The sequence below is a fragment of the Acinetobacter sp. YH12072 genome, from assembly GCF_013419565.1.
GTDB lineage: Bacteria > Pseudomonadota > Gammaproteobacteria > Pseudomonadales > Moraxellaceae > Acinetobacter.
On sequence record NZ_VOZV01000015.1, the window covers coordinates 15,503 to 40,882 of the forward strand.

The following is a 25,380-nucleotide window of genomic DNA, read 5'->3' on the forward strand; positions in this document are numbered from 1 at the left end:
CCTTAGAACTTTGATTCTATCTGACCACCTATGAATTTAACCGAACTCAAGAAAAAACCGATTGGCGAACTCATCAAGATTGCCGAGTTTATGGGCCTTGAAGGTATGGCTCGTAACCGTAAGCAAGACATTATTTTTGCCATCTTAAAACGCCATGCGATGAATGGTGAAGAGATTTTTGGTGATGGCGTTCTAGAAATTTTGTCAGATGGTTTTGGCTTCTTACGCTCTGCAGCAGGCTCTTATTTGGCAGGTCCTGACGATATCTATGTCAGCCCATCACAAATTCGCCGCTTTAACCTGCGTACCGGTGACACCATTACGGGAACCATTCGTCCGCCTAAAGAAGGTGAGCGTTATTTTGCTTTGCTGAAAGTCAATCAGATTAACTACGATACCCCGGAAAATTCACGTAACAAGATCTTGTTCGAAAACTTAACTCCATTGTTCCCTACTGAACAATTAGTGATGGAACTTGGTAATGGTACGACTGAAGATTTAACTGCACGTGTCGTCGATCTGGTGGCACCAATTGGTAAAGGTCAACGTTCAATTATCGTTGCACCACCGAAAGCTGGTAAAACCATGCTATTACAGAACATCGCTCAATCGATTGTTCGTAATAACCCTGAATGTTTCCTGATTGTCCTTCTGATTGATGAACGTCCTGAAGAAGTCACCGAAATGGAACGTACCGTTCGCGGTGAAGTGGTCGCTTCTACCTTTGATGAATCACCTGCCCGTCACGTTCAAGTGGCTGAGATGGTGATTGAAAAAGCCAAACGTTTAGTTGAACACAAGAAAGATGTGGTGATTCTGCTGGATTCGATTACCCGTCTGGCACGTGCATATAACACTGTGATTCCTTCATCAGGTAAGGTATTAACTGGTGGTGTAGATGCACATGCACTTGAACGTCCAAAACGTTTCTTCGGTGCGGCACGTAATATCGAAGAAGGCGGTTCTCTTACTATCATTTCTACTGCACTGATTGAAACCGGCAGTAAAATGGATGAAGTCATTTACGAAGAATTCAAAGGTACAGGTAACCAGGAAATCACGCTAGATCGCCGTATTGCGGAAAAACGTGTTTTCCCTGCGATGAATATCAAGAAATCAGGTACGCGTCGTGAAGAACGTTTGATGTCCGAAGACAAACTGCGTAAAGTTTGGATTCTACGCAAACTCCTGCATACCCAAGATGAACTGGTTGCGATGGAATTCCTGCTGGATCGTATGAAAGAAACCAAGACCAATGATGATTTCTTTGATCAGATGAAACGCAAAGCATCGAACTAAAATTATCGGAAAGGTCACTATTCAAGGTGGCCTTTTTTATGGTTGACGCATGTTACACAATGAAACAATGTACTGAAATATCTGTAAACTTATTTTTAAGTTTTTGATTATTAAAATAAACAGATAAATAACTGTATAATTTTTATAAGCTTAATAAGCCTTTCTCCAATCTATATCTTTCAATTAATTGTTATTTTCTGTTAAAAAACCCTTAATTTTTATCGTTTTTTCACTGTTTTTGATGTTCCCCTAGTAGCAATTAAAAATGCGCAGTGATAGCATATTTGCAGACCAGTTAGACTGCTCCTGCGTTGTTAGTCCCTAACACTATTAGGAATAATAAAAGCATATTACAGCCTGACTTTGGTTTTTTTTAATCTCAATTTTTTAGAGAGTGATGCCATGTTATTCAAAAAAATCGCTATTGCTGCTGCAGTTGCTACTACTTTAGCTTTCGTTGGTTGTGCTAAAAAAGCTGACGACGCTGCTGCTGACGCTAACCAAGCTGCATCTGAAGCTGTAGAAGCTGCTTCTGAAGCTGAAGCTGCTGCTGACGCTGCTGCTGTAGAAGCTACTTCTGAAGTTGCTGCTTCTGACGCTGCTGCTGTTGCTGAAGCTGACGCTGCTGCTGCTGTTGCTACTGACGCTGCTGCTCAAGCTACTGCTGCTTCTGAAGCTGCTGCTCAATAATCTTTACGATTATTTAGTAAAAAAAGAGAGCCTTTGGCTCTCTTTTTTTTGTTTAGAAATATAAAAGATTAAAAAAATAAAATTTTTAAATGAAAAAAAGCAGATCAATTGATCTGCTCATTCCCCACACGTTGACGGAACTTCTGCCCCGCGCGGAACGTAACAACACGGCGTGCAGAAATCGGAATCTCTTCACCCGTCTTCGGATTACGGCCTGGACGTTGGCGCTTATCACGTAATTCAAAGTTACCGAAACCCGATAATTTTACTTGTTCGCCCGAGATTAGCGCTTGGCTAATCTCATCGAAAAACAACTCGACCATTTGTTTAGCTTCACGACGGTTTAAACTCGTGAGCTCACTTAAATGATCAGCCATTTCTGCTTTTGTTAATGCTGTCATGAAGCCCTCAATGTCGCTTGGTAAGTGTTTTCCAACACCTGAAGGATATTATCCATACCTGATTTAATTTCAGCATCTTCCAGTGTACGGCTTGGATGCTGCCAGAGAAGTGCAAATGCCAGTGAGCGTTTCCCTTCTTCTACTCCTTGTCCAGTGTACACATCGAACAACCATGTCGAGCCTAGAAGCTCTCCACCTGTTTTTTCGATAAGTCCCTGAATTTCGCTAACATTAATCTTATCACTAATTAAAAGCGCAATATCACGTCGAACCGATGGAAAACGTGATAATTCTGTAAAATTAGATACATAAGTTTGCAAAACAGCCGATTGATCTAATTCAGCGACCCAAGTCGTCGCCAAATCGAGCTCATCTTCCAGCGACGGATGTAAACGACCTAAGTAGCCAATTGACTGACCATTAACTAGAATTTCAGCAGATTGACCAGGATGTAACCAGCTACGTTCAGAACGTACATATTCCACATTTAGACGCGCAGCTGCCAGAATTTCCTCAATGTCACCTTTGAAGTCAAAGAAATCCATTGGCTGTACTTTACCATGCCAGGTTTCAGGCGTACGTGAACCGGTAGCAATCAATGCAAAAGTTGGAATCTGTTTCAGATCATGAATTGAAGCCGCATTCTGGTAATCAAAACGCAGACCAAGTTCGAAGAAACGTACACGGTTTTGCTGACGGTTAACGTTGTACTGTACGCATGGAATCAGGCTAGACAGTAAAGTTGAACGCATCACTGCCAAATCGCTTGAAATTGGGTTCGCCAATGCCAATGGATTAACTTCTGGATTTAACTGTTTTTCCAGTTTCAGGTCAGCAAAACTGAAACTGATCGCTTCCTGATAGCCCAAGGTCACGGCAGTTTGACGAAGCTGAGTCAGTTCAAATTGGTCTTCATATTTCGCCAACTTCACATCAATGACCGGTAAGCTGATTTGAATATTGTCATAACCGTGAATACGGGCAACTTCTTCAATCAGGTCTTGGTAAGTTGCCATATCATAACGGTGTGATGGAGGAACCACTGACCACTGGCCTTCAGCTTTTACAGTCACTTCACAACCTAAACGCGTTAAAGCATCTGTAATGAAATCTGATTCAACTGTATAACCTAATAATTGATCGACTTGAGCTTGTTCTAGCTCAATCGCTTCACGCTTTGGTAATAGCTCTGGTTTTTCAGCTACAATGATTGGACCAAACTCACCGCCTGCAAGCTCAGCAATCAACTGAGAAGCACGGTGCATTGCGATCATAGGAAGTTCAAAGTCTACACCACGTTCATAACGTTGTGACGCATCCGTATGCAGACCGAAACGACGAGCACGGCCAGCAATATGCAATGGCGCGAAAAATGCTGATTCCAGGAAGATTTCAGTAGTTTCATCAGTTACTGATGAAGACAGGCCCCCCATAATCCCTGCAATCGCTAATGCTTTTTCATCATCTGCGATTACCATCACGTCGTCTTGCAGTTCCACTTCCTGTTCATTTAATAGAACCAGTTTTTCACCTGCTTTGGCTTGACGCACATGCACTGAACCCTGAACCTTACCGCCATCAAATGCATGTAGAGGTTGACCCAGTTCCATTAATACATAGTTGGTAATATCGACCAGAATACTGTGCTGACGGATACCGGCACGTACTAAAGCTCGTTCCATCCACTCAGGGGTTGGTGCTTTGGTATTGACGTTTTTGATCACACGACCGAGGTAACGTGCACAACCTTCAGTTTCAACAACGACTTTCTTCTCATCTGCAAGAGTTGCTGCAACTTCTTTAATTTCAGGTGCAGTGACAGGCAATTGGTTAATTACACCAATTTCACGTGCGATCCCGCGAATGCTGAAACAGTCACCACGGTTCGGGGTGATGCTGATATCAATCACGTTGTCATCAAGGTCTAAATATTCACGAACATTGACACCGACTGGTGCATCTGCAGGAAGCTCTAATAGACCATCAATTTTGTCTTCAAGATCGATTTCTGAAGCGCCGCATAACATACCTTGTGATTCAACACCACGCAGTTTGCCTTTCTTGATTTTAAAATCGCCTGGCAGAACTGCACCGATGGTCGCAACAGGCGCTTTCATACCGGCACGTACGTTAGGTGCACCACACACGATTTGCAAAGGCTCACCTGAACCAATGTTTACAGTAGTAACACGTAAACGGTCTGCGTCCGGATGCTGTTCGACAGTCAGGACTTCACCCACAACCACCCCTGTGAACGGTTTTGCAGCTGGAGACAAATCATCTACTTCCAGGCCCAGCATAGTCAACTGGTCAGAGAGTGTGTCACTGTCGATGGCTGGGTTAACCCATGTGCGCAGCCAATTTTCGCTAATTTTCATACATTCATTTCCTTAATCTCCCCTAGCCCCTCTTTTTCAAAGAGGGGAAATCCCACACCCTATCTTGTTTCGTGTAAGTCCCCCTTTTACAAAGGGGGATTTAGGGGGATTTTTAAATCTAAAAATTAATATGTTTTAGCCACTCAACTTTATAAGAAGAGGCTATTAAATCTCTTAAGCAAACTGGCGTAAGAAACGCACATCGTTTTGATAGAACATACGCAGGTCATTAATGCCATAACGCAACATTGCAAAACGTTCTACACCTAAACCAAATGCAAAGCCTTTGTATTTGTCTGGATCAATACCCGCAGCGCGAAGTACATTTGGATGCACCATACCGCAACCCAAAACTTCTAACCATTTGCCACGCTCATCCATAATGTCCACTTCAGCACTTGGCTCAGTGAACGGGAAATAAGACGGACGGAAACGCACTTTCAAATCTTTTTCGAAGAATTCGTTTAGCAGGTTTACCAATAAACCTTTCAATTCAGCAAAGCTGGTATTTTCAGCAACGTATAAGCCTTCGATCTGATGGAACATTGGTGAATGCGTCTGGTCAGAGTCACAACGGTATACACGACCTGGGCACACGATACGAATTGGTGGCTGCTGGGTTTCCATGGTACGAATCTGTACACCCGAAGTATGGGTACGTAGCAGATGGTTCACATCAAAATAGAAAGTGTCGTGCATGGCACGTGCAGGGTGATGGCCCGGAATATTCAATGCTTCGAAGTTGTGATAGTCATCTTCAACTTCTGGACCAGTTGCTACTGTAAAACCTGCTTTGGTAAAGAATTGACAGATACGTTCTTGTACTTGGGTCACTGGGTGGATGCTGCCCACCTGTTGGCCACGACCGGGCAAGGTAATATCAATTGTTTCACTAGCAAGCTTCTGCTCTAGTGCAGCTTTTTGCAGTTCAGCCTGACGTTGTGTCAAAGCACTTGTGATGGCTTCACGAACTGCGTGAATTTGTGCCCCGAACGCTTTACGTTGTTCAGGATCCATTTTCCCCAGCGACTTAGATTGTTCCGCGAGCTGGCTTTTTTTCCCCGTAAATTGCACTCGTACTTGATCAAGTGCAGCAAGGTCTTGAGCTGCTGCAATCGCAGCGAGCGCTTCAGTGGTCAGGGCTTCCAGTGACATAGTAACTCTCAAAGCAACAGGTTAGAAATATTTTTAAAAACCCCATATTCTAACAGTTTTTAGGCGAGTTGATGAAGTGCGCTTTTAATGAAAATTAGAATAGCATCATGAATTATAAAAAGTATAAGATAAACATAATATCAATCAGATCAAATCACTATGGCACTCGATCAAATTTGGAAACAGCAACTGACCCTCGTCACTTATGGCAATGAGTTTTTAACTCAGGATCTCAGTTTCAGCCGCTGGCTGAATCACTCCATTTTTAATCAGCACCATTTAACTTTTCGAGATCTGATTTCCCAGCATTTACTGGCACAGCACTTTCAAATCTGGTTAGAAGGTCTGAAAAAACAAGGTGTTCGTCGTATTAGTCTACATTCTTCACATTTACTGGAAGATGAAAATAACCCTAATGCCAATGTTGAGCTGGTTCCTTTGGCTCATGTGATTATCAGTCATCATGCTCAAGGTAAAACCGCCTGGATGATCGGTAAGGAACTGGCTGAATGGTATACCGTTGATAATGATTATGAAGCACCAGAAGCCCAACAGTCGCCTTTACGTCATGAAGTATTCTGGCGTTATGAACTGAACAGTAAACTGGCCAAAAGAATTGATGCTGATTTGGTGCAGCCAAACTGGGATGATATTCATACCTATACTGAACAGGAATTATTTGAACACCATTTAGCTCAAGGATTCACTGAGCCTGCTTATACTGGTTTGCCTTATTACGGTACTACCCCAACGATTCAGTCTCATGCAGAAAATCCGAGTCACCTAGCTTTGATTCCAACGGATTATTCATCTGATTATGCTCATCAGACCTTGTACCGTCTGGATGCATTAAGTGATTTTATTCAGACGAAGATTCAACACCCTTATAACGATGATGGTCAGGTACTGAATCCAGAGCAGCAATTAAATCTGCGCCACTTTGCACAAAAAATCGATGAAATCAGTGCCAAGTTCATTGTGAAAGTGGCCAATCATTATAAAACCGCACAACTCACTCCTAAAGTGACGCCTGATCCTTTTGCAGGGATGAATACTGAGGATCGCGCGGTCAAAGTTTCTAAAGCACATAAGCCCCATGACGCAGCTAAATCCAATTCAGGCAATGTGATTACCCTGATTATTATTACGGTGATTATCTGTTTGATTGGATATTATTTTGGGCTTTAAAGACTGATTTGAACGTCAAAAAATAAAAAAGACAGAGATAAAAAAAGACCGCTAAAAGCGGTCTTTTTTCTAAGTCATAAAGACTTATGCAGCCAACGCATCTTTAGCTTTAGAAGCTAGAGCTGCAAACGCAACTGCGTCATGCATAGCGATGTCAGCAAGTACGCGACGGTCGATGATAACCTGAGCTTTTTTCAAGCCAGCGATCATACGGCTGTACGATAAACCGTTTTGACGTGCACCAGCGTTGATACGCGCAATCCATAGAGCACGGAATTGACGTTTCTTCTGACGACGGTCACGGTAAGCGTATTGACCAGCTTTGATTACCGCTTGGAACGCTACGCGGTAAACGCGTGAACGAGCACCATAGTAACCTTTAGCGCGAGCAAGAATTTTTTTGTGACGGCGATGAGCCTGTACACCACGTTTTACACGAGCCATTTATAATCTCCTTAGATGTACGGGCACATACGACGAACTGAAGCAACGTCACTTACGTGAACCATTACACAGCCGCGCAATTGACGAATACGCTTAGCAGATTTTTTGGTCAAAATGTGGCGTTTGAACGCTTGTTTACGCTTAAAACCGTTAGCAGTCGCTTTGAAGCGTTTAGCTGCACCACGGCGAGTTTTCATCTTAGGCATAACAACCTCTTTTGAACACCTGTTCGGCACGTCTGCACCATTGCAAGAACGCCCTGCAGGTAAGGGAGCCGATATTCTAATGCATCTTTGCTTAAAACAAAAGCACTAGTCTTTTTTTCTTGATGAATCTGCAAACTTAGCATTTTTTACGATAAGAATTGAATGATGAATTTATATACTGCTTGCGATATCACTTTATAATTTGTCAATTTTTTCAGTTACAGCTCTTTATGCACATTCAGCCCGATGCATTTGCCGCACTCCGTTATCGAGACTTTTCTATTGTTACCTTAAATCAGTTTTGCCTGACTTTAGCCATTCTGATTCAGGAAATTATTGTTGCCTATTCACTATATCAGATTACCAAAGACCCGCTGACCTTAGGACTGATTGGTCTGGCAGAGGCGATTCCATTTATTTCCCTTTCTTTATGGGGTGGATATGTTGCGGATCGTTTTAATAAGCAGACTATTATGAAAATCTGTTTATTTTTTGCCATTCCGATGCCTGTCATTCTCTGGTCACTGTTTCATTATCACGGTTTGGGAAACCTCAGCACCAGTCAATTATCTTGGGGAATTTATGCCGTCATTTTCTGTCTGGGTACCATTCGTGGCTTTTATAATCCTTCAGCAACTTCACTAAAACCCTTTCTGATTCCACGTGCACTCTATGCCAATGGTGCAACTTGGACCACAATTGGCTGGCAAAGTGGTGTAATTATCGGGCCGATGCTCGGTGGTTTTATGCTGGCGTTTTTAGGTCGGGAAACCAGTCTTCTAACTGTCGCAGTACTGGTCAGCATCTGTTTTGTTCTGATTAACTTATTGCAAAAGCGCGATTTTCCTAAAATTGAAACTGAAAATGTCCTGCATAGTCTGGGCGATGGTTTCCGCTTCATCTGGAACAGTAAAATTGTACTGTGGTCGATTTCCCTAGATCTAGTTTCGGTATTGTTTGGTGGGGTGATTGCCCTCTTACCGATTTTTGCCGAAGATATTCTAAAAGTTGGTCCAGAGGGTTTGGGTTATTTACGGGCTGCTCCTTCCATTGGTGCGCTGATAACCATGATTGTCCTGACCCGCTTTCCGCCTACGCAACATGCCTGGCGTAATATGCTGCTTGCAGTCGCAGGTTTCGGTGTCTTTACTTTACTATTTGCTTTCTCCAACTCGATGTGGCTATCTCTGTTTGCTCTTGCCATGACCGGGGCTTGTGACAGTATTTCAGTGGTGATTCGTCAGACGATTTTACAGATTTATCCACCCGATAATATGCGTGGCCGGGTTGCTGCAGTAAACGGCATGTTTGTCTCGTCTAGTAATGAACTGGGTGCTTTTGAGTCTGGTCTGGCTGCGAGATATATGGGTACGATTATGGCTACAGTGTTTGGTGGCAGCATGACCCTACTGGTGGTTGCCATCAGCTGGGCGAGAACCAAGGATCTGTTTGGAGTTGATATTACCAAAGGAAATGAAAAATAATTTTTAGTTCTGATGTGCAAAGGTTTTTCAATCAAGAAAATTCTGCGCACTAATGATGAATATAAATAAAAAGAGGCTTTATGCCTCTTTTTTAAAACATCGCATACGCCCAATAGACAAACAGATAACGTCCAATTTTGGCAATACTGACTATCAAAATAAAACGGGTAAAATTTTCCTTGAGCAAACCGGCAATTAATGTAATTGGATCGCCAATAATCGGCACCCAGCTCAGCAATAATGACCAATAGCCGTATTTCTGATAGGTACTTTGAGCTTTAAGCATCTGCTGCTCAGAGACTGGAAACCATTTTTTATGCTTATATTGCTCAATCTTGAACCCCAGATACCAGTTCACACAGGAACCCAAGATATTTCCAGCACTTGCAATCATGATGAGCAAGGCCGCCGAATAGCTCCCTTGCCATAATAAACCCAGCAAAACCGCTTCCGACTGCAGCGGTAATAAAGTGGCTGCACCAAAAGCGGCAAGAAAGAGCAGAAACAGGGACATCCCGAGACTAGCGGCTTAAACCCAGTTTTTTCTTGGCTTTAAGATATTCCCAATTCGCCCAGACTATAGCCATAACCATGACCAAAATACGTGACCATTGATATTTCTGGGTGATCGGCTCAAGAGCTGTATTTAAAATCTGACGATCTTTGGTATTCAAGGCACTGATCACCTGATCCACATGCACAATTTCAGCAATAAACAGCAGCAGACAAGCTGCGATACCGAAAATAATACTCCAGTAAATTCGAGGATTCGTTTCCACGATTTTAGTAAAGTTCAGGAAAAAATCTTTCATATACTCACCCAATAAAAAACCACCCAAAGGTGGTTTAATCTACTTTTATCTAGTTTAGCACAAAGGCCAGACTTATCTGACCTGTATTGCTAACGCTCTTTGCACCGCTGGACGCGCAGTCAGGCGGGTCACATATTCCTGTACTTCCGGATAATCAGCCAGATCAATCTGCTGCCATTCATGACGTAGCACCCATGGCAAAATAGCCATATCCGCAATCGAATACTCACCAGCTACATATTTCTGACCAATCAGCTGTTTGTTCAGAACCCCATATAGACGCTTGGTTTCATTGACATAACGATCAGTAGCATATGGGATACGCTCAGGAGCAAAACGGCTAAAGTGATGATTCTGCCCCAGCATCGGACCCAAGCCACCCATTTGCCACATCAGCCATTGCTCAACTTCAACACGTTGCTGCTCATCATCCGGATAAAACAGGCCGGTTTTACGACCCAAATATTGCAGAATCGCGCCAGATTCAAAGACTGAAATCGGTTCACCACGCGGGCCATCCTGATCCACAATCGCAGGAATTTTGTTATTTGGAGAGATACGTAAAAAATCAGGTTGAAACTGGTCATTTTCCAGAATATTGATCGGGAAAATTTTATACTCCAAGCCCATTTCTTCTAATGCGATGGTAATTTTATGGCCATTGGGCGTTCCCCAATAATAGAGATCAATCATGTTATTACCTGTTACCTTTTCGTTTTTACATGACATTATTGAAATTTGATCTAGTTATAGCATGATTTAAAGCCCTACTTCCGCATATTTTGTTATAGGTTCAGCAGTAAAATCGCTAAATTTAAAGCATTATTTTTAGCCCAAGATGGGTTCAAATATTTTTAAATCTTGAGGCTTGAAAAGCTTCGCCTCAATCCTATATTAGAAATAGAGCAATGATCTATTCAGGAGATTGTTTCTAATCACTGAGTTCATATTGAAGAATTGCATGTTGTTTAAAAAACTTTTCTGAGATCAGGAGGTAAGATCAATGAGCAATTTCAGTCTTAGCCCACTATTCCGTCGTAGTATCGGTTTTGACCGCTTTAATGACCTTTTTGATTATGCAATGCAAAGTGAGGCACCGAACTATCCACATTACAACATTGAAAAAACCGGCGACAACAATTACCGCATTGTGGTTTCTGCTGCCGGATTCAATGAAGACCAGCTAGAGATCAATCTGGAAAATCAGGTTCTGACCATTAGCGGTAAAGCGATGGAAGAAAATTCAGATACGACTGTGGAATTCCTACATAAAGGCATCGCCCACCGTTCATTCAAGCTGTCTTTACGTCTGGATGAACATGTGGAGGTACAACAAGCTGAATTTGAAAATGGTTTATTGAAAATCGAATTGCAGCGCAATGTGCCGGAAGAAAAATTGCCTCGTCAGATTCCGATTGGCAAAAAGCTGTTAGCTGAAAAAAATGAATCTAACGAGCAGCAAAGCTGATCCTCAACGAAAAGAAAGGCCCGAACGGGTCTTTCTTTTTTAGGACAGAATCCTTAAGCTTGAAAGTGTTCAATTTTCACTCCTTATAAAAATAATAATATGAACACATCAGACATTATTCTGTTTCATCAAAGTGCCCAGACGATGAAACATATGGGACTTCTCCTCCTTTGCTATCCCGTTGGGATTTTGATGACCTTATACCGTCATACTCCAGATCCTCCTTCCAGTTTTGTTCGAGGATTGGTATTTTTATGGCAGGAGTCCCCAAGCTTTTATGGCTATATGCTGGGTTTCCTGATGCTATCGCTCTTGGTATATAGCATTAAACTAAAAATCACCTCGCGGACAATTTATTACACCCTGGCAGGATACCGGATCAGTCTGTGTTTATATCGTGAAACCGTCCATTACAGCTTTATCAATCCTCAATATGATTCAATTAAGGCACGTACCAAACGCTGGCTAATCGGACTTCCCGCTCATCAAATTAATCAGCGAGATGGCACGCTCGATTTTATTCTTTGTCAGCCCAGTTGGCGCGACCAGCTCTGTTTAAGATTATTCCGGATTCATTTATCGATGTTTTCCCGCCAGCAAGCTAAGGAAATCATTCAAGCCATGTACAGTGCTTGGAATTTAAGATCATAAAGGCTGATTCAAAAGCAATTTTAATCATGAAGTTTAAGCTGAAAGAAATTTATCTCATCAGATTCCAAAGGATAAAAAGCAGTTATTAAAAAATGGTGTTCTGGTTAGGACTTTCCCCTATCACTACATATATTTGATTTACATAAAATTTCGGCTATGCTTTTTCTGAAACAGAATAAAACATTCAATAAATACCATAGATAAAAAAATCTGCCGTAGGTGCACTATGAATTATGTCCGTCGCAACGCCCTCAGTCCATTCATGCTATTGGGCTTGCTGTTCTTTTTATTGATTGTCATTTTACTGCTATTGTTTGGCTGGCCACATTATAAAGTTTGGAAACAAGGCATGGATGGTCAGGCAGCATTGGCTGAAGCAGAACAATCCAAAATGATTCAAGTGCAAGTTGCAAAAGCGGAACTGGAAAGTGCCAAACTGCGCGCAGAAGCCATTAAACTCGTTGGGCAGGCAGCTAAAGATTATCCTGAATATCGCAAGCAGGAATTTATTGGTGCATTTGGTGAAGCCCTACGTGAAGGTCGTATTCAACAAATAATTTATGTACCCACTGAGGCCAATATTCCGATTGTAGAAGCAGGAAAATCCTACCCTGCTCAATAGAAGATTAAATTACCTCATAAAAAAAGCCCTGCAAATGCAGGGCTTTTTTTCATCAAGAGATGCTTACTTTTTCTTTTTAGGACCAAGCAGCATACCCATTTGACGACCTTCCATTTTTGGTGCTTGTTCAACAACACCATATTCAACGACGTCTGCTTCAACTTTTTGCAGTTGAGCCAGACCCAGTTGCTGGTGAGCCATTTCACGACCACGGAAACGCAGGGTAATTTTAACCTTGTTTCCTTCTTCAAGGAATTTGATGATTGCACGTAATTTTACGTTGTAATCACCTACATCTGTCGCAGGACGTAGCTTGATTTCTTTCACCTGGACTTGATGTTGTTTTTTCTTCGCTTCTTTCTGCTTTTGTTTCAGATCAAACAAATGCTTATTGAAGTCCATGATTTTGCAAACAGGTGGCTCAGCATTGGCTACGATCTCAACAAGATCAAGCTCAACATTTTCTGCTGCGCGCAATGCTTCCGCAAGGCTTACAATACCTTTTTGCTCACCATTTTCGTCTACAAGACGAACTTCTTTAGCACGAATTTCATCATTCAAGGCAGGACGGTTTGATTTATTACCGCCCTGTTGATTACGGTCAGGCTGTTTAATCGCTGTTACTCCACAATGTACCGGCCGCGTTCGGCAACGGCTGCTTTTACTAAGTCAACGAAAGCATCGATTGACATAGTACCCAAATTTTTTCCTGAGCGGGTACGGACATTCACAGTACCTTCCTCTACCTCACGGTCCCCAAGTACCAATAAGTAAGGAATACGCTCTAAAGTACGTTCACGAATCTTAAAGCCGATTTTCTCATTTCTCAAGTCAGAAATTGCACGAATTCCGTTTTCTTTAAGTTTCGCGACGACTGACTCACAAGCCTCGGCTTGAGCATCAGTAATATTCATGACACACGCTTGCACTGGTGATAACCAAGGTGGCATAAAGCCCGCGTAGTGTTCAATCAGTATACCAATAAAACGTTCGAAACTGCCAAGAATTGCACGGTGCAACATCACAGGCTGATCACGATCGTTGTCTTCAGTAACATAAGAGGCATCCAGACGTTCTGGAAGGTTGAAGTCACATTGAATGGTACCACACTGCCAGATTCGGCCTAAGCAGTCTTTCAATGAGAATTCGATCTTCGGACCGTAGAATGCACCTTCACCTGGTTGTAAATCCCAATCTAGGCCAGCAGCATCTAAAGCATCTGCCAAAGATTTTTCTGCCATATCCCAAAGTGCATCATCACCCACACGTTTTTCAGGACGTGTAGATAACTTCATTTGTACTTCTTCAAAGCCAAAATCTTTGTATACGTCTAGTGTCAATTTGATAAAGTCTGCAACTTCAGTACCGATTTGTTCTTTAGTACAGAAAATATGCGCATCATCTTGGGTAAAACCACGTACACGCATGATGCCGTGTAAAGAACCCGATGGCTCGTTACGGTGACATGAACCAAACTCCGCTAAACGGATTGGAAGATCACGATATGATTTTAAGCCCTGGTTGAACACTTGCACGTGACAAGGACAGTTCATCGGTTTTACAGCGTAGTTACGGTTCTCTGAATGAGTCGTAAACATGTTTTCAGCATAGTTCGCTGCGTGACCTGATTTTTCCCAAAGCGTGAAATCCACCACTTGTGGTGTACGGATTTCAAGATAGCCATTTTCTTGCTGAACTTTACGCATGTATTGTTCAAGCACTTGGTAAATGGTCCAGCCGTTTGGATGCCAGAACACCATACCTGGTGCTTCTTCCTGCATATGGAACAAGTCTAAGGCTTTACCAATTTTACGGTGATCGCGTTTTTCAGCTTCTTCAATACGCTTGATATAAGCTGCGAGCTGTTTCTTATCCGCCCAAGCTGTACCATAGATCCGTTGTAGCTGTTCATTCTTCGCATCACCGCGCCAGTAAGCACCAGAAATTTTAGTCAGTTTGAACGATTTTAGGAATTTGGTATTTGGTACGTGCGGACCACGGCACATATCCAGATAGTCCTGATGGTAGTACAGGCCCATTTGAGTTTCTTCAGGCATGTCTGCGATCAGGCGCAATTTGTATTCTTCGCCACGTGCAGTGAATTCTGCAATCACTTCATCACGTGGAGTCATTTTTTTCACGACGTCATAGTCTTGATCGATGAGCTTTTTCATACGCTCTTCAATCGCAGCCATGTCATCTAAAGTAAATGGACGTGGCATCCAGATGTCATAGTAGAAACCTTCTTCAATGACTGGACCAATGACCATCTTTGCTTCTGGGAACAATTGCTTAACGGCATGACCCACCAAGTGTGCGCAAGAGTGACGAATAATTTCGACACCTTCTTCATCTTTAGGCGTGATGATGTGTAAGGTTGCGTCTTCAGTAATCAGATCGCACGCGTCCACTAGACGATCGTTTACACGACCTGCAACGGTATTTTTTGCAAGACCAGGACCGATGCTTTGAGCAACTTCCATCACAGATACGGCGTGATCAAACTGTTTTTGATCGCCATTTGGCAAAGTGATAATTGGCATATGAAATCCTTAAGGAGTGATGCCCCGTACCATGGAGCATGTCACCGCGAGATTATGATCGAGGGAGAACCTCAAAAGATAAAAACGGTGGATAAATAAAAAATCGCCTAGAATTTTACACGGCTTGAGCCAATGATTAAACCTTTTCCCTAATAAAAATAGGATTTATCACCAAAAAGTTCTTTTGAGCTGCAACGAGTTAAGATCATTATTCGCTCAAGAATTATTTATTCTCTAAAGGTTTGCCACGCTTCAAATTGCCTTTCAGCATAGACATACAAGTGAGAAAACTGGGGAATAATAGCCTCACTTTGGGTCGGCCTTAAAAACACATAATCATCGACTTTCAGTTCGCAAGATTTCGGTACCAGAACCATTTCCTGATTGCTACTGCGTCCATATAAAACATGCGGCTGGCTTTTTTCTGGAAAATAATAGTCCGCCTGCCAGTAGCCACCATACACAAATAGCGCTTTATGCTGATGTGGTAGATGATTCAGCATTTCCAGTCCAGGAATCTGGCTATAAGGCAGCACTTTTAAAATTGGTGTGGCGATCCACAAGGCACATTTTAAAGCTGAGAGATTGTCTAGATCAAAATCGCTGGGTTTAAGTAGCATGGAACCAAAAGCCAGATCATTACAAACACTCTGCTGGCAATGCTGCATAAAGGTCGGACTGCCGCCACCGTTAAAACATAGGTTTTCATGCCATAAATCAGGAAATTGCTGTTGCAGCGTCAGCTTGAATTGTTGATAAATCTGCTGTGATTGCTGATAACTTTTTTCAGGACTTTTGAGAATTTTTGGCAGTTTGGCTACATGCGCATCGTAGCCCATTAATCCGGAAAATTTTAGATCCAGAGGATGCTGCTGAATCAGCTTGAGTAGGGCTACGAACTGTTCCTGACTGCTTACTCCTCCGCGATGTAGACCCACGTCAATTTCAATATTCACATTCAGGCAGAGATTCAGACTTTGCGCGAGTTGCAGATATTGCTCCAGGCGTGCCTGACTATCGATCAGCCATTGAATTTTTGCTTGAGGATTTAAGCCCTTTTGACCAAACCAGCTCTGATAAAAGCGCTGCGCTGCATGAATCGGCATCGGTTTACCGAGCAGAATGTCCGCTTGCTGAAATGCTCCGATAATTTCCCGAAGATGTGGCAGATGAAATACCATAAAACGCTGGGTATTCAGCTTTTCACTAGCGAATTGAAGCATTTCGGTACTGGCTAGAGATTTCACCACCAGACGTGGCTTTAACTGCACAGGGAGCTTCGACTGCACAACATTCAGATTATGCTGATATTGCGCCAAATCCAGAATCAGTTGTGGTGTACCTGTACCCTGCTGTTTTAGGTCTTGAGTCAATTGCTGAAAATAAGTTGATCGCATCTTTTACTCCTGCTACTTAGCCAGAAACAGTTGTTTCAAGTAGGGATTCAGCCATTTTTTCTGCGGATCCAGTTGCTGACGTAGCGCCACAAATTCAGGCCATTTTGGATATAAATCACGCAGTGATGCAGCATGCATGTTATGCAATTTCCCCCAATGCGGTCGCCCCTGATATTTCTGAAAAATCGGTTCCACTAGATTAAAAATGACGTGATAATCCTGCTTATAAAACTGATGGATAGAAATTGAAACTGAATCCCGCTGATAAAACGGACTGAGCCAGATGTCATCCGCTTTGACATAACGAAACTCGATCGGAAAGAACATCGGCACACGATGCTGCCTTAAACAATGCAGCACTTCTTCCAGACACTGCAAGCCTAGTTCGACCGGAATCTGATATTCCATTTCATTAAATCGGGTATTACGCGGTGTGGGGAAAATCTGACTGGACCAATCCACAAAACAGGTCGGTTTGACAAAAACACCAAGCAGCTTTTGCAGATAAGGATTGGTAGACGGCAATAACCTTGTCAATTCCGAGCACAACATTAATAAACTATCTTCTGATGGCCAGCTTTCTTTTCTCGGCTGAATGCGGTCATCAGTTTCATCCAGCGTTTTCAGCATGACCTGATCAGCATACAGAAAAGCCCAAAACTCAAGATGTCGATGCTGATGTTTCCATTGATCGATATTGGAAAATATGTCTTTTAATGAACACAACCGGATCTGTTCTTTTAATTTATAACGCGGCCGATTTTGCAGGGTGATTTTGGTGAGTATTCCAAGACTGCCCAGTGCTACCCGCCCTGCCTGAAAAATTTCCGTATTTTGCTGCTCATCACATTGCAATAATTCGCCATCTGCAGTCAGTAATTCAAAGCCTTGAACGAAAGCAGATAAACACGGCAAATCAATTCCCGTGCCATGCGTACCGGTCGAGACTGCACCCGCCAGACTTTGCTGATCAATATCGCCTTGATTGATCAAAGCCTGATTAAGAGGGGCTAGATATTCACCCAACTCAGATAAACGCGTACCTGCCTGTACAGTACATTGAGCTGTCGCTTCATCTGCATCTATCACGCCTTTGAAATGATCCAGACGAATCAAGACCTCATCGGTTTTAGCTAGTGCACTGAATGAATGTCCTGCACCCACCACACGAATCTGCGCATGTGACTTCACCAGATTTTGCAATTCATTAATTTCTTTAGGCTCAAAAATTTGAGGAGAACTGTACTGGCTTCCTGACCAGTTGCGCCATGTTGCATCCGCCTGTTGTATTTTCATTATTATTCCTTGGCTGAGGCTATATTTAACACCCATTTAGAGTAAAATACCTAAAAAGGCAAATATGGGAACCCATAGGTTCAAAAAAATCGGTGCTTAAAAATAATTTTATTAATATTCAATTATTTAAATTTTTAAAATTATACATTCGCACTCGACTAAAGCATAACTGCAAGACTTCCAAGAATTGCATATCTTTTTTAACAGGATATGAAAAATAAATATAGAACGGAGTTTTACAATGGTTAAGGCATACGATGAATTACCGCGCACCCCTGCCAATTTTGTAGCGCTGTCACCTTTACGCTATCTCGATCGCGCGGCTTATATCTACCCGAATCAAAATGCGATCATTCATGGTAAGCGTCGTATTACCTGGCGTGAAAAATACAATCGTTGCCGTCAGTTTGCCCACCAGCTCCAGAATTTAGGCATCGGTAAAAATGACACCGTTTCAGTTTTACTGCCAAACGTACCTGCGATGATCGAAGCACACTTTGCTGTGCCAATGGCGGGTGCGGTCCTGAATACCTTAAATACCCGTCTGGATGCCAAAACATTGGCGTTCATGCTGGAACATGCTGAGACCAAAGTACTGCTGGTCGATCCAGAATTTTCTGCAGTTGCAACAGAAGCTTTGGCTCTGGTTCCACAGCAAGACATTTATGTGATTGACGTGGCTGATGAGGAATTTGAGGGTGAAGATACCCGTATCGGCCAGATTGAATATGAAGACTGGCTGGCTCAAGGCGATGCCAATTTTGAATGGCATTTACCGGATGATGAATGGAATGCGATTAGCCTGAACTACACTTCTGGAACCACAGGTAACCCGAAAGGCGTGGTTTACCATCACCGTGGCGCCTATATTAATGCAGCCAGTAATATCATTGCCTGTGGCATGATGCCACGTGCCACTTACTTATGGACCTTACCGCTATTCCACTGTAATGGCTGGTGCTTTGCCTGGACCATGGCAGCCAATGGCGGTACGAACGTCTGTTTACGTAAAGTTGATCCGGAACTGATCTTTAAGCTGATTGCTGAACATAAAGTGGATTATTTCTGCGGTGCGCCAATTGTACTATCAATGCTGATCAATACCCCTGAAGAGAAAAAGACCAAGTTTGATCATCGTGTCGAAGTGATGGTAGCCGGTGCTGCGCCTCCTGCTGCAATCATTGAGGGCATGCGCAATATCGGTATTAATGTGACTCATGTCTATGGTCTAACTGAGACCTACGGCCCTTCTGCGCTCTGTGCGTCTCAGGCAGGCTGGTCAGATCTGTCGATTCAGGAGCAGGCGCAATTGCATTCTCGTCAAGGTGTACCATATCCGCTGCAAGATGGCATGAAAGTACTTGATCCTGACACTATGCAGGAAGTGCCACATGATGGTCAGACCATGGGTGAAATCATGTTCCGTGGCAACATCGTCATGAAAGGTTATTTAAAGAATCCGGAAGCAACTGCAGAAGCCTTTGCCGGTGGCTGGTTCCATACTGGCGATCTGGCAGTATGCCAACCTGATGGTTATGCAAAAATCACTGACCGCTCTAAAGATGTGATTATTTCGGGTGGTGAAAACATTTCATCGCTGGAAGTGGAAGAAGTGCTCTATCAGCATCCTGCTATTCTCACGGCAGCCGTGGTGGCAAAACCAGATCCTCGCTGGCAGGAAGTGCCATGTGCCTTTGTCGAACTGAAAGTAGGACAAACTGCCACAGCAGAAGAGATTATCGAATTCTGCAAGCAACATCTGGCGCGTTTTAAAGTACCTAAAGATGTGGTGATTACCGAGATTCCAAAAACTTCAACCGGGAAATTGCAGAAATTTATCCTGCGTGACTGGGCCAAAGAACGCTCAACGGGTGAATTTTCTTAATTTATTAAGACTGTAATATCTAGCTCCACTCCTGAATTTTATTTTTAATAGTGAAAAAAGAAAAAATTGGTGAGTGGGGTTTTTTTATATTCAGAATAAAGGCAATTAGTTTATTTAAGTGCTGATTAAGGTTCTTATCCTGAAAGATGCCTTACCAAATTAAAGATACAGAATGCGATCAATCAATGAGGTCCACATCTACGTGCTTATTTTTAGGCAATAAAAAACCCCAAGACTTAATATGCTTGGGGTTCTTCAGAATCTTGGTCCCGAGGGTCGGACTCGAACCGACACGTCATCTCTGACAGCGGATTTTGAGTCCGCCGCGTCTACCAATTTCACCACCTCGGGAGTGGATGACGGCTATATTACTCTGTTTCAAAAACTTGTCAACGCAGAAAAAACACATTTGCCTAATTTTAAAACAATTCTTATTTTTTTGTTTTATAATCGAGCAATTCCCGCCATAAAAAAGAAAAAAGTTTATACTAGCCGCAGTTTTTTTATCGTAAATTGTCATGCAACTTTCTGATTTTAGTTTCGATCTCCCTGATGAGCTGATTGCTCGCTATCCTCTTGAACAACGTAGTGCTTCTCGCCTGTTACATCTTGATGCACAAGGCCAATATCACGATCACCAGTTCACCGATATACTGGATTTATTGAATGAAGGTGATTTGCTGGTTCTGAACGATACCAAAGTAATGAAAGCGCGTCTGAAAGGTAAACGCGCCTCTGGTGGTGCAGTTGAAGTACTGGTTGAGCGTATGATGGATCAGTTCATTGCGCATTGTCATATCAAGGCCAGCAACACACCTAAAGCCGGTGCAGAATTATTTATCGGTCCAGATGAAGTCAAAGTCACCGTTCAAGGTCGTCATGAAAATCTGTTTATTGTCGAGTTTTCTCAGCCGATTCTGGATGTGCTGGATCAATACGGTGCGCTACCAATTCCACCTTATTTCAACCGTGAAGCAGAAGAAATTGATACAGTACGTTATCAGACTGTTTTTAACGATCCGACAAAACTGGCCAGCGTTGCTGCTCCTACCGCTTCCCTGCACTTCGATGAAGAATTGCTGAAGAAACTGGAAGAAAAAGGCATTCAGAAAACCTTTGTGACCTTGCATGTCGGTGCAGGTACTTTCCTGCCAGTTCGTACCAATGATATCGAAAACCATATCATGCACAGCGAATGGTGTCAGGTATCGGATGAATCCATGGAATTGATCAAGGCCACCAAAGCACGCGGTAATAAAGTCATTGCTGTGGGTACGACCGCAACCCGTGCGACCGAAAGTGCGGCTCAGGCCAATGGTGGTGAACTAAAAGGCTGGACCGGTGATACTCAAATCTTCATCTATCCGGGTTATGAGTTCAAAGTGGTGGATCGATTGATCACCAACTTCCATTTACCAGAATCTACTCTGCTCATGCTGGTTTCGGCTCTATCTAACCGTGAAAACATTCTGAATGCTTACAAACACGCGGTTGAAAGCAAATACCGCTTCTTCAGTTATGGCGATGCCATGCTGATTGATCAAGCGCAATAACCAACAGGAACCGTCCCGATGCCGATCGAGTCTGTGCAGCATTCCATTCATATTCGACGTAAGAAAAATGCAGTGGTGTTTCGCAATATCGCCCGGCTCTGGGATCTGGGTCGTCAGGCAAAAAGCTATCAGGAATTATTGGATGGCTTGCACCCCTGGAATGGCCCAATTAGCTTAAAATTTGAAAATAATTTACCGCTTGCTCTGGCCGGAATCGGACTCTTTCTGATTGGCTGCATCTTTGTAGCGCCTGCCAATATCTGGATGCAAAGCGGTGTTTTCTTTGGATGCCTATTGGTATTCTGGGCTTATATCAGCTATGAACATCGAAAGCCACTGGATGAAGTCATTCGTTATCTGGAAGATGAGGCGCTCGCCAAAAAATACCAGCTGACTTTTCAGAGGCAGCCACAACATATTTCTATTCCACTGAATCCCCTACATTTTATTAGCCATTTAAAACGTCTGTTCCCGGTATTTAATCAGGGCTCTCTGAGTAATGAAATTTCACGCTATGCCAGCACCGTCTGGGAAGATGAAGATGGTCAACAACATCAGGTTCTAGTCTTTCAATATCATTATGTACATGAAGTTCAGGTACGCAATAAGGAAGGTCAACCGGTCAAACTGACCCAGGTACATAAAGACCTTTGGGGGGTATTTGTTTTTGATGTTCAGATTCAGGGGCTAGCCGTGACTACCTCCAGAAAGAAATTTCATTATCCTTATGCTTATCCCTGGCACAGCAGCGACATTCGCACCAACCAGAAGTTAAATTTCTTTGGCAGTGATCCGATGCAAATGGCCAAAATGCTCACGCCTGGTTTTGTACTTCGACTAGCGGACTTTTTTGAACAGCGTCAGGGCGATTTACTGTTTCACCCGGAAAGTCATATGCTCTGCTATCTGGGACCACATGATTTATTTCAGGTATCCAGTAAACACGATAAAATTAACGATATTTCCACATTGCGTGGCCATCTCAGAACGTTTAAATTAATAGAATTGGAAAAGTTACATACTGATCTGACGCAATTTTTAAAATAATTATTTTTTTCTGGGGACTACTTTTATGGGATTTTTTGTTTTTGTCATTATCCCGCTTCTGGTCATTATTGCCATTATCATGATTCGTAACAGCATTGTGCGTCATCATAACTCCACTATTCGTGCATGGTCCGATGTCGCCAGCTATGAGCGGCAAAAACTAAAAATCCTGGATGGTCTGCAAGCTCTGGTTGAGCAATATTCCAGTTTTGAAAAAGGAACTTTAGAAAAAGTCACTGAACTGCGCCAGAACATTATGAACCTGAATATTCAGGATGCCGATATTGCCCAGTTACAACGGGTTGAAAACCTGAATAAAGAACTGATGCGCAGCCTGAATGTGGTGATTGAAAACTACCCTGAACTGAAAGCAAATGACATTTATCTGAAAATGATGAATGAAATTGAAGAACAGAATGAAAATGTCGGCGCTGCAATTACCATCTACAACCGCAATGTCGAACTCTTCAATAACCAGATTCAGATTTTCCCACACAATATTATCAATAACATGTTCCTCAAAAAGAAAGCAGTACGCCCTTTCCGTGACCAGACCGTGACTCAAAACTTTGACTATCGTCCGAACTTCCACTGAGAAAAATCATTACATTTTATAGTTTTTGATTTGCAATACATTGGCTTATGATGAAAGAGTGAGAGATAAAGCAATACACTTATAAAAACCCAATAAAAAGAATAAAAAATCATGCTGGATTATTTAGAACACTTGCAACAGACGCTGGTCAAGGAATTTTATCAGCTGTATGACCGCTATCAGGATGACCACATCTATGCCTGTAGTCTGGTCTTTGACGAATTTTTATTGCTGGATGATCTGGCGATTTCCACAGAACGTAGCATTTTTCAGGACCCTGAAGATCCACAGCAATATCTGGCCGAACGGGATCGCTGGAATGTACGAAAATGGCGCTATAGAACTCAAGCCTCGTCACAATCTGAACTCGTGCCTTTTAAAACTTGGCTGGCAGAGTATTTTAAAACCCAGCATAGTTTTGGCCATCCTGTCTTAGCTCAACAAAAACAGCTTCCTGCTACTCACTTGGATTTATTGCTAGAAACTTTTAAGCAAGCTAAACATAGACTTTCTGAAGCTTATGGTCTGGATCTAGATTCGATTATCTTTTTCCTCAGCGTTCCGACCCAGAACGAATTTGAATGCCGATCTGCACTTGAACTCAATTCCGACAGTCGCTTATTGCAGGACTTTTTAGCTTCCAGACAAGCTCAGCCTTTGCCTGCATCCCATAAACGCTTCAAGCTTTCGCAAAGTGACAAAGACATCTTGATTGATCTGGAACAAATGCTCACGATAGAGCCTTATGACTATCTAGAAGTGGCGCAGGATGCCTATTTACTGACGCTGGAATCTTATTTTGTCGACAGCAATATCTATATCCAAAAATTGATCCAGCATATTGCTGCCATGGCGGCTGAACCTGATGGTAGCTGTGCCTTGAGCCGGGAAGAAATTATGCAGCGTTTACAGCAATTTTCTGCAAACTTACCTCTTTCACCTGATATTTCCTCTATTCATCGATAAATAAAATTACAGAGTGAATTCTCTACAATGCTGGCGTTTAAGGTCAGAATCAAGGAAAATAGCGCCCTTTAATTCGCATTAGTAATCAGCGAACTGTTTTTTCGCCTTGATTTGGAACTCTTATGAAGTTTGAAAAATTAGGTCAGTCGGGTCGTGCCCGTCGTGGTCGTTTAACGCTTGAACATGGCGTAGTAGAGACACCCGTCTTTATGCCAGTTGGTACTTATGGCACGGTTAAAGGCATGTTGCCACGTGATGTTGAAGGCATTAAAGCGCAGATTATCCTCGGTAATACCTTCCACTTGTACCTGCGCCCGGGTCTTGAAGTCATCAAGCAACATGGTGGCCTGCACGGTTTCATGAAATGGGACAAACCGATTCTGACTGACTCAGGCGGCTTCCAGGTCTTCAGTCTGGGTGCAATGCGCAAGATTGAAGAAAAAGGCGTGACCTTCCGCTCTCCGATCGATGGTTCAAAAGTTTTCCTTTCACCTGAAATTTCGATGGAAATTCAGCATACGCTGAACTCCGATATTGTGATGATTTTTGATGAATGTACGCCTTATCCTGCAACCCATGAAGAAGCGCAAAAATCTTTGCAGCTGTCTTTACGCTGGGCTGAGCGCTGCAAGAAACATCATCATGATGAACTCAACAATAAAAATGCCCTGTTCGGGATTATTCAGGGTGGGATGTATGAAGACCTGCGCGATGAATCCTTAAAAGGTCTGCTTGAGATTGACTTCGACGGTTATGCGATTGGCGGTCTATCTGTCGGTGAACCAAAAGAAGAAATGATCAAGGTGCTGGATTATCTTCCGAATAAAATGCCGGAAAATAAACCGCGTTACCTGATGGGTGTCGGCAAACCGGAAGATATCGTTGAAGGTATCCGTCGCGGTGTAGACATGTTCGACTGCGTCATGCCAACCCGAAATGCACGTAACGGTCATTATTTCGTGACCGATGGTCTGGTGCGTATCCGTAACAGCCAATACCGTCATGATCAAAGCCCACTTGATCCACATTGTGACTGCTATACCTGTCAGAACTTTACCCGTGCTTATCTGTTCCATTTAGAGAAATGTGGAGAAATGCTGGGTTCTATGCTCGGTACCATCCATAACCTGCGTTATTACCAGCGTTTTACCGAAGATATCCGCAATGCGCTGGATAACGGAACTTTTGATGAATTTGTTCAGGACTTTTACGCTCGTCGTGGCTTGGAAGTTCCACCTTGTCCACAAGATTAATCTTTCAGCATTTGCGCTGAGGAAAAAGACAGGGTAAATTGCAAGAA

Annotated in this window: 25 protein-coding genes and 1 tRNA gene; 13 read left to right on the forward strand and 13 right to left on the reverse strand. The window is 42.8% G+C overall.

All coding sequences use genetic code 11. The annotated features are described in order from the left end of the window. Positions 1-30 precede the first annotated feature (30 nt). Together rho and FTU19_RS08055 are read left to right on the forward strand one after the other, a co-directional pair. Positions 31-1,299, forward strand: coding sequence for a transcription termination factor Rho (rho, locus tag FTU19_RS08050; protein ID WP_004783562.1), 1,269 nt, complete (start codon positions 31-33; stop codon positions 1,297-1,299). A gap of 402 nt (positions 1,300-1,701) precedes the next feature. Beyond that, positions 1,702-1,989 (forward strand): hypothetical protein, encoded by a 288-nt coding sequence (locus FTU19_RS08055; protein WP_179992970.1) that lies wholly within the window; start codon positions 1,702-1,704, stop codon positions 1,987-1,989. A 104-nt stretch (positions 1,990-2,093) separates the two neighbouring features. On the opposite strand, the gene FTU19_RS08060 is transcribed toward FTU19_RS08055, so the two are convergent. The 3 genes from FTU19_RS08060 to pheS all read right to left on the reverse strand — a co-directional run bounded on the left by FTU19_RS08060 (position 2,094) and on the right by pheS (position 5,923). Beyond that, positions 2,094-2,390 carry an integration host factor subunit alpha gene (locus tag FTU19_RS08060; protein ID WP_004783565.1) on the reverse strand — a complete coding sequence of 99 codons (297 nt, stop codon included), beginning with the start codon at positions 2,388-2,390 and terminating at the stop codon, positions 2,094-2,096. Beyond that, on the reverse strand, positions 2,387-4,768 hold the full coding sequence (pheT, locus tag FTU19_RS08065) for a phenylalanine--tRNA ligase subunit beta (protein ID WP_180130676.1): 2,382 nt from the start codon (positions 4,766-4,768) through the stop codon (positions 2,387-2,389). Before pheT ends, FTU19_RS08060 begins: the two co-directional genes overlap by 4 nt. 174 nt (positions 4,769-4,942) lie before the next feature. Next, positions 4,943-5,923, reverse strand: coding sequence for a phenylalanine--tRNA ligase subunit alpha (gene pheS / locus FTU19_RS08070; RefSeq protein WP_034703065.1), 981 nt, complete (start codon positions 5,921-5,923; stop codon positions 4,943-4,945). Between the two features lie 159 nt (positions 5,924-6,082). On the opposite strand from pheS, the gene FTU19_RS08075 reads away from it, so the two are divergent. Further along, complete coding sequence (locus FTU19_RS08075) at positions 6,083-7,111, forward strand: hypothetical protein (RefSeq protein ID WP_180130679.1); 1,029 nt, start codon at positions 6,083-6,085, stop codon at positions 7,109-7,111. 84 nt (positions 7,112-7,195) lie between these two features. Here FTU19_RS08075 and rplT read toward each other — a convergent pair whose 3' ends face one another. Together rplT and rpmI are read right to left on the reverse strand one after the other, a co-directional pair. Further along, positions 7,196-7,555, reverse strand: a complete 360-nt coding sequence (gene rplT / locus FTU19_RS08080; protein ID WP_004647525.1) for a 50S ribosomal protein L20 — start codon at positions 7,553-7,555, stop codon at positions 7,196-7,198. An 11-nt stretch (positions 7,556-7,566) separates the two neighbouring features. Continuing rightward, positions 7,567-7,761 (reverse strand): 50S ribosomal protein L35, encoded by a 195-nt coding sequence (gene rpmI, locus FTU19_RS08085; RefSeq protein WP_004278281.1) that lies wholly within the window; start codon positions 7,759-7,761, stop codon positions 7,567-7,569. Positions 7,762-7,991: 230 nt separating this feature from the next. On the opposite strand from rpmI, the gene FTU19_RS08090 reads away from it, so the two are divergent. Then, the gene (locus FTU19_RS08090) at positions 7,992-9,245 is read left to right on the forward strand and encodes an MFS transporter (protein ID WP_179992973.1); all 1,254 of its coding nucleotides are present in this window, start codon (positions 7,992-7,994) and stop codon (positions 9,243-9,245) included. A 91-nt stretch (positions 9,246-9,336) separates the two neighbouring features. Here the strand turns inward: FTU19_RS08090 and FTU19_RS08095 are convergent, their stop codons facing one another. The 3 genes from FTU19_RS08095 to FTU19_RS08105 all read right to left on the reverse strand — a co-directional run bounded on the left by FTU19_RS08095 (position 9,337) and on the right by FTU19_RS08105 (position 10,750). Continuing rightward, positions 9,337-9,759 (reverse strand): YqaA family protein, encoded by a 423-nt coding sequence (locus FTU19_RS08095; protein ID WP_034170828.1) that lies wholly within the window; start codon positions 9,757-9,759, stop codon positions 9,337-9,339. 7 nt (positions 9,760-9,766) lie between these two features. Beyond that, positions 9,767-10,057: a hypothetical protein gene (locus FTU19_RS08100; RefSeq protein ID WP_180011741.1), complete on the reverse strand. Its 291-nt coding sequence runs from the start codon at positions 10,055-10,057 to the stop codon at positions 9,767-9,769. A gap of 72 nt (positions 10,058-10,129) precedes the next feature. Further along, positions 10,130-10,750, reverse strand: a complete 621-nt coding sequence (locus tag FTU19_RS08105) for a glutathione S-transferase N-terminal domain-containing protein (protein WP_004783581.1) — start codon at positions 10,748-10,750, stop codon at positions 10,130-10,132. 310 nt (positions 10,751-11,060) lie between these two features. Here FTU19_RS08105 and FTU19_RS08110 point away from each other — a divergent pair, with 310 nt between their 5' ends. From FTU19_RS08110 to FTU19_RS08120, 3 genes are all read left to right on the forward strand, one after another. Beyond that, the gene (locus FTU19_RS08110; protein ID WP_104425756.1) at positions 11,061-11,525 is read left to right on the forward strand and encodes an Hsp20 family protein; all 465 of its coding nucleotides are present in this window, start codon (positions 11,061-11,063) and stop codon (positions 11,523-11,525) included. Positions 11,526-11,624: 99 nt separating this feature from the next. Beyond that, positions 11,625-12,176: a hypothetical protein gene (locus FTU19_RS08115; protein ID WP_180130681.1), complete on the forward strand. Its 552-nt coding sequence runs from the start codon at positions 11,625-11,627 to the stop codon at positions 12,174-12,176. Between the two features lie 226 nt (positions 12,177-12,402). Beyond that, positions 12,403-12,798: a hypothetical protein gene (locus FTU19_RS08120; RefSeq protein WP_034170831.1), complete on the forward strand. Its 396-nt coding sequence runs from the start codon at positions 12,403-12,405 to the stop codon at positions 12,796-12,798. A 63-nt stretch (positions 12,799-12,861) separates the two neighbouring features. On the opposite strand, the gene infC is transcribed toward FTU19_RS08120, so the two are convergent. The 4 genes from infC to FTU19_RS08140 all read right to left on the reverse strand — a co-directional run bounded on the left by infC (position 12,862) and on the right by FTU19_RS08140 (position 18,034). Then, positions 12,862-13,359, reverse strand: a complete 498-nt coding sequence (gene infC, locus FTU19_RS08125; protein ID WP_004783590.1) for a translation initiation factor IF-3 — start codon at positions 13,357-13,359, stop codon at positions 12,862-12,864. A gap of 59 nt (positions 13,360-13,418) precedes the next feature. After that, the gene (gene thrS / locus FTU19_RS08130) at positions 13,419-15,341 is read right to left on the reverse strand and encodes a threonine--tRNA ligase (protein WP_159123058.1); all 1,923 of its coding nucleotides are present in this window, start codon (positions 15,339-15,341) and stop codon (positions 13,419-13,421) included. A 227-nt stretch (positions 15,342-15,568) separates the two neighbouring features. Next, the gene (locus FTU19_RS08135) at positions 15,569-16,738 is read right to left on the reverse strand and encodes an alanine racemase (protein WP_180130684.1); all 1,170 of its coding nucleotides are present in this window, start codon (positions 16,736-16,738) and stop codon (positions 15,569-15,571) included. Between the two features lie 12 nt (positions 16,739-16,750). Further along, complete coding sequence (locus FTU19_RS08140; protein WP_180130687.1) at positions 16,751-18,034, reverse strand: D-arabinono-1,4-lactone oxidase; 1,284 nt, start codon at positions 18,032-18,034, stop codon at positions 16,751-16,753. A 241-nt stretch (positions 18,035-18,275) separates the two neighbouring features. Here FTU19_RS08140 and FTU19_RS08145 point away from each other — a divergent pair, with 241 nt between their 5' ends. Further along, positions 18,276-19,919, forward strand: coding sequence for an acyl-CoA synthetase (locus FTU19_RS08145; protein ID WP_179992978.1), 1,644 nt, complete (start codon positions 18,276-18,278; stop codon positions 19,917-19,919). A gap of 264 nt (positions 19,920-20,183) precedes the next feature. On the opposite strand, the gene FTU19_RS08150 is transcribed toward FTU19_RS08145, so the two are convergent. Continuing rightward, positions 20,184-20,270 (reverse strand) — tRNA-Leu (locus FTU19_RS08150). Positions 20,271-20,437: 167 nt separating this feature from the next. On the opposite strand from FTU19_RS08150, the gene queA reads away from it, so the two are divergent. From queA to tgt, 5 genes are all read left to right on the forward strand, one after another. Continuing rightward, positions 20,438-21,472, forward strand: a complete 1,035-nt coding sequence (gene queA, locus FTU19_RS08155; RefSeq protein ID WP_180130690.1) for a tRNA preQ1(34) S-adenosylmethionine ribosyltransferase-isomerase QueA — start codon at positions 20,438-20,440, stop codon at positions 21,470-21,472. An 18-nt stretch (positions 21,473-21,490) separates the two neighbouring features. Further along, positions 21,491-22,519, forward strand: coding sequence for a hypothetical protein (locus tag FTU19_RS08160; RefSeq protein WP_180130692.1), 1,029 nt, complete (start codon positions 21,491-21,493; stop codon positions 22,517-22,519). 25 nt (positions 22,520-22,544) lie between these two features. Further along, positions 22,545-23,114, forward strand: a complete 570-nt coding sequence (locus tag FTU19_RS08165; RefSeq protein ID WP_180130695.1) for a LemA family protein — start codon at positions 22,545-22,547, stop codon at positions 23,112-23,114. A gap of 111 nt (positions 23,115-23,225) precedes the next feature. Further along, positions 23,226-24,080 carry a DUF4303 domain-containing protein gene (locus tag FTU19_RS08170; protein ID WP_180130698.1) on the forward strand — a complete coding sequence of 285 codons (855 nt, stop codon included), beginning with the start codon at positions 23,226-23,228 and terminating at the stop codon, positions 24,078-24,080. 122 nt (positions 24,081-24,202) lie between these two features. Next, positions 24,203-25,333 (forward strand): tRNA guanosine(34) transglycosylase Tgt, encoded by a 1,131-nt coding sequence (tgt, locus tag FTU19_RS08175; protein ID WP_004783611.1) that lies wholly within the window; start codon positions 24,203-24,205, stop codon positions 25,331-25,333. Positions 25,334-25,380 lie beyond the last annotated feature (47 nt).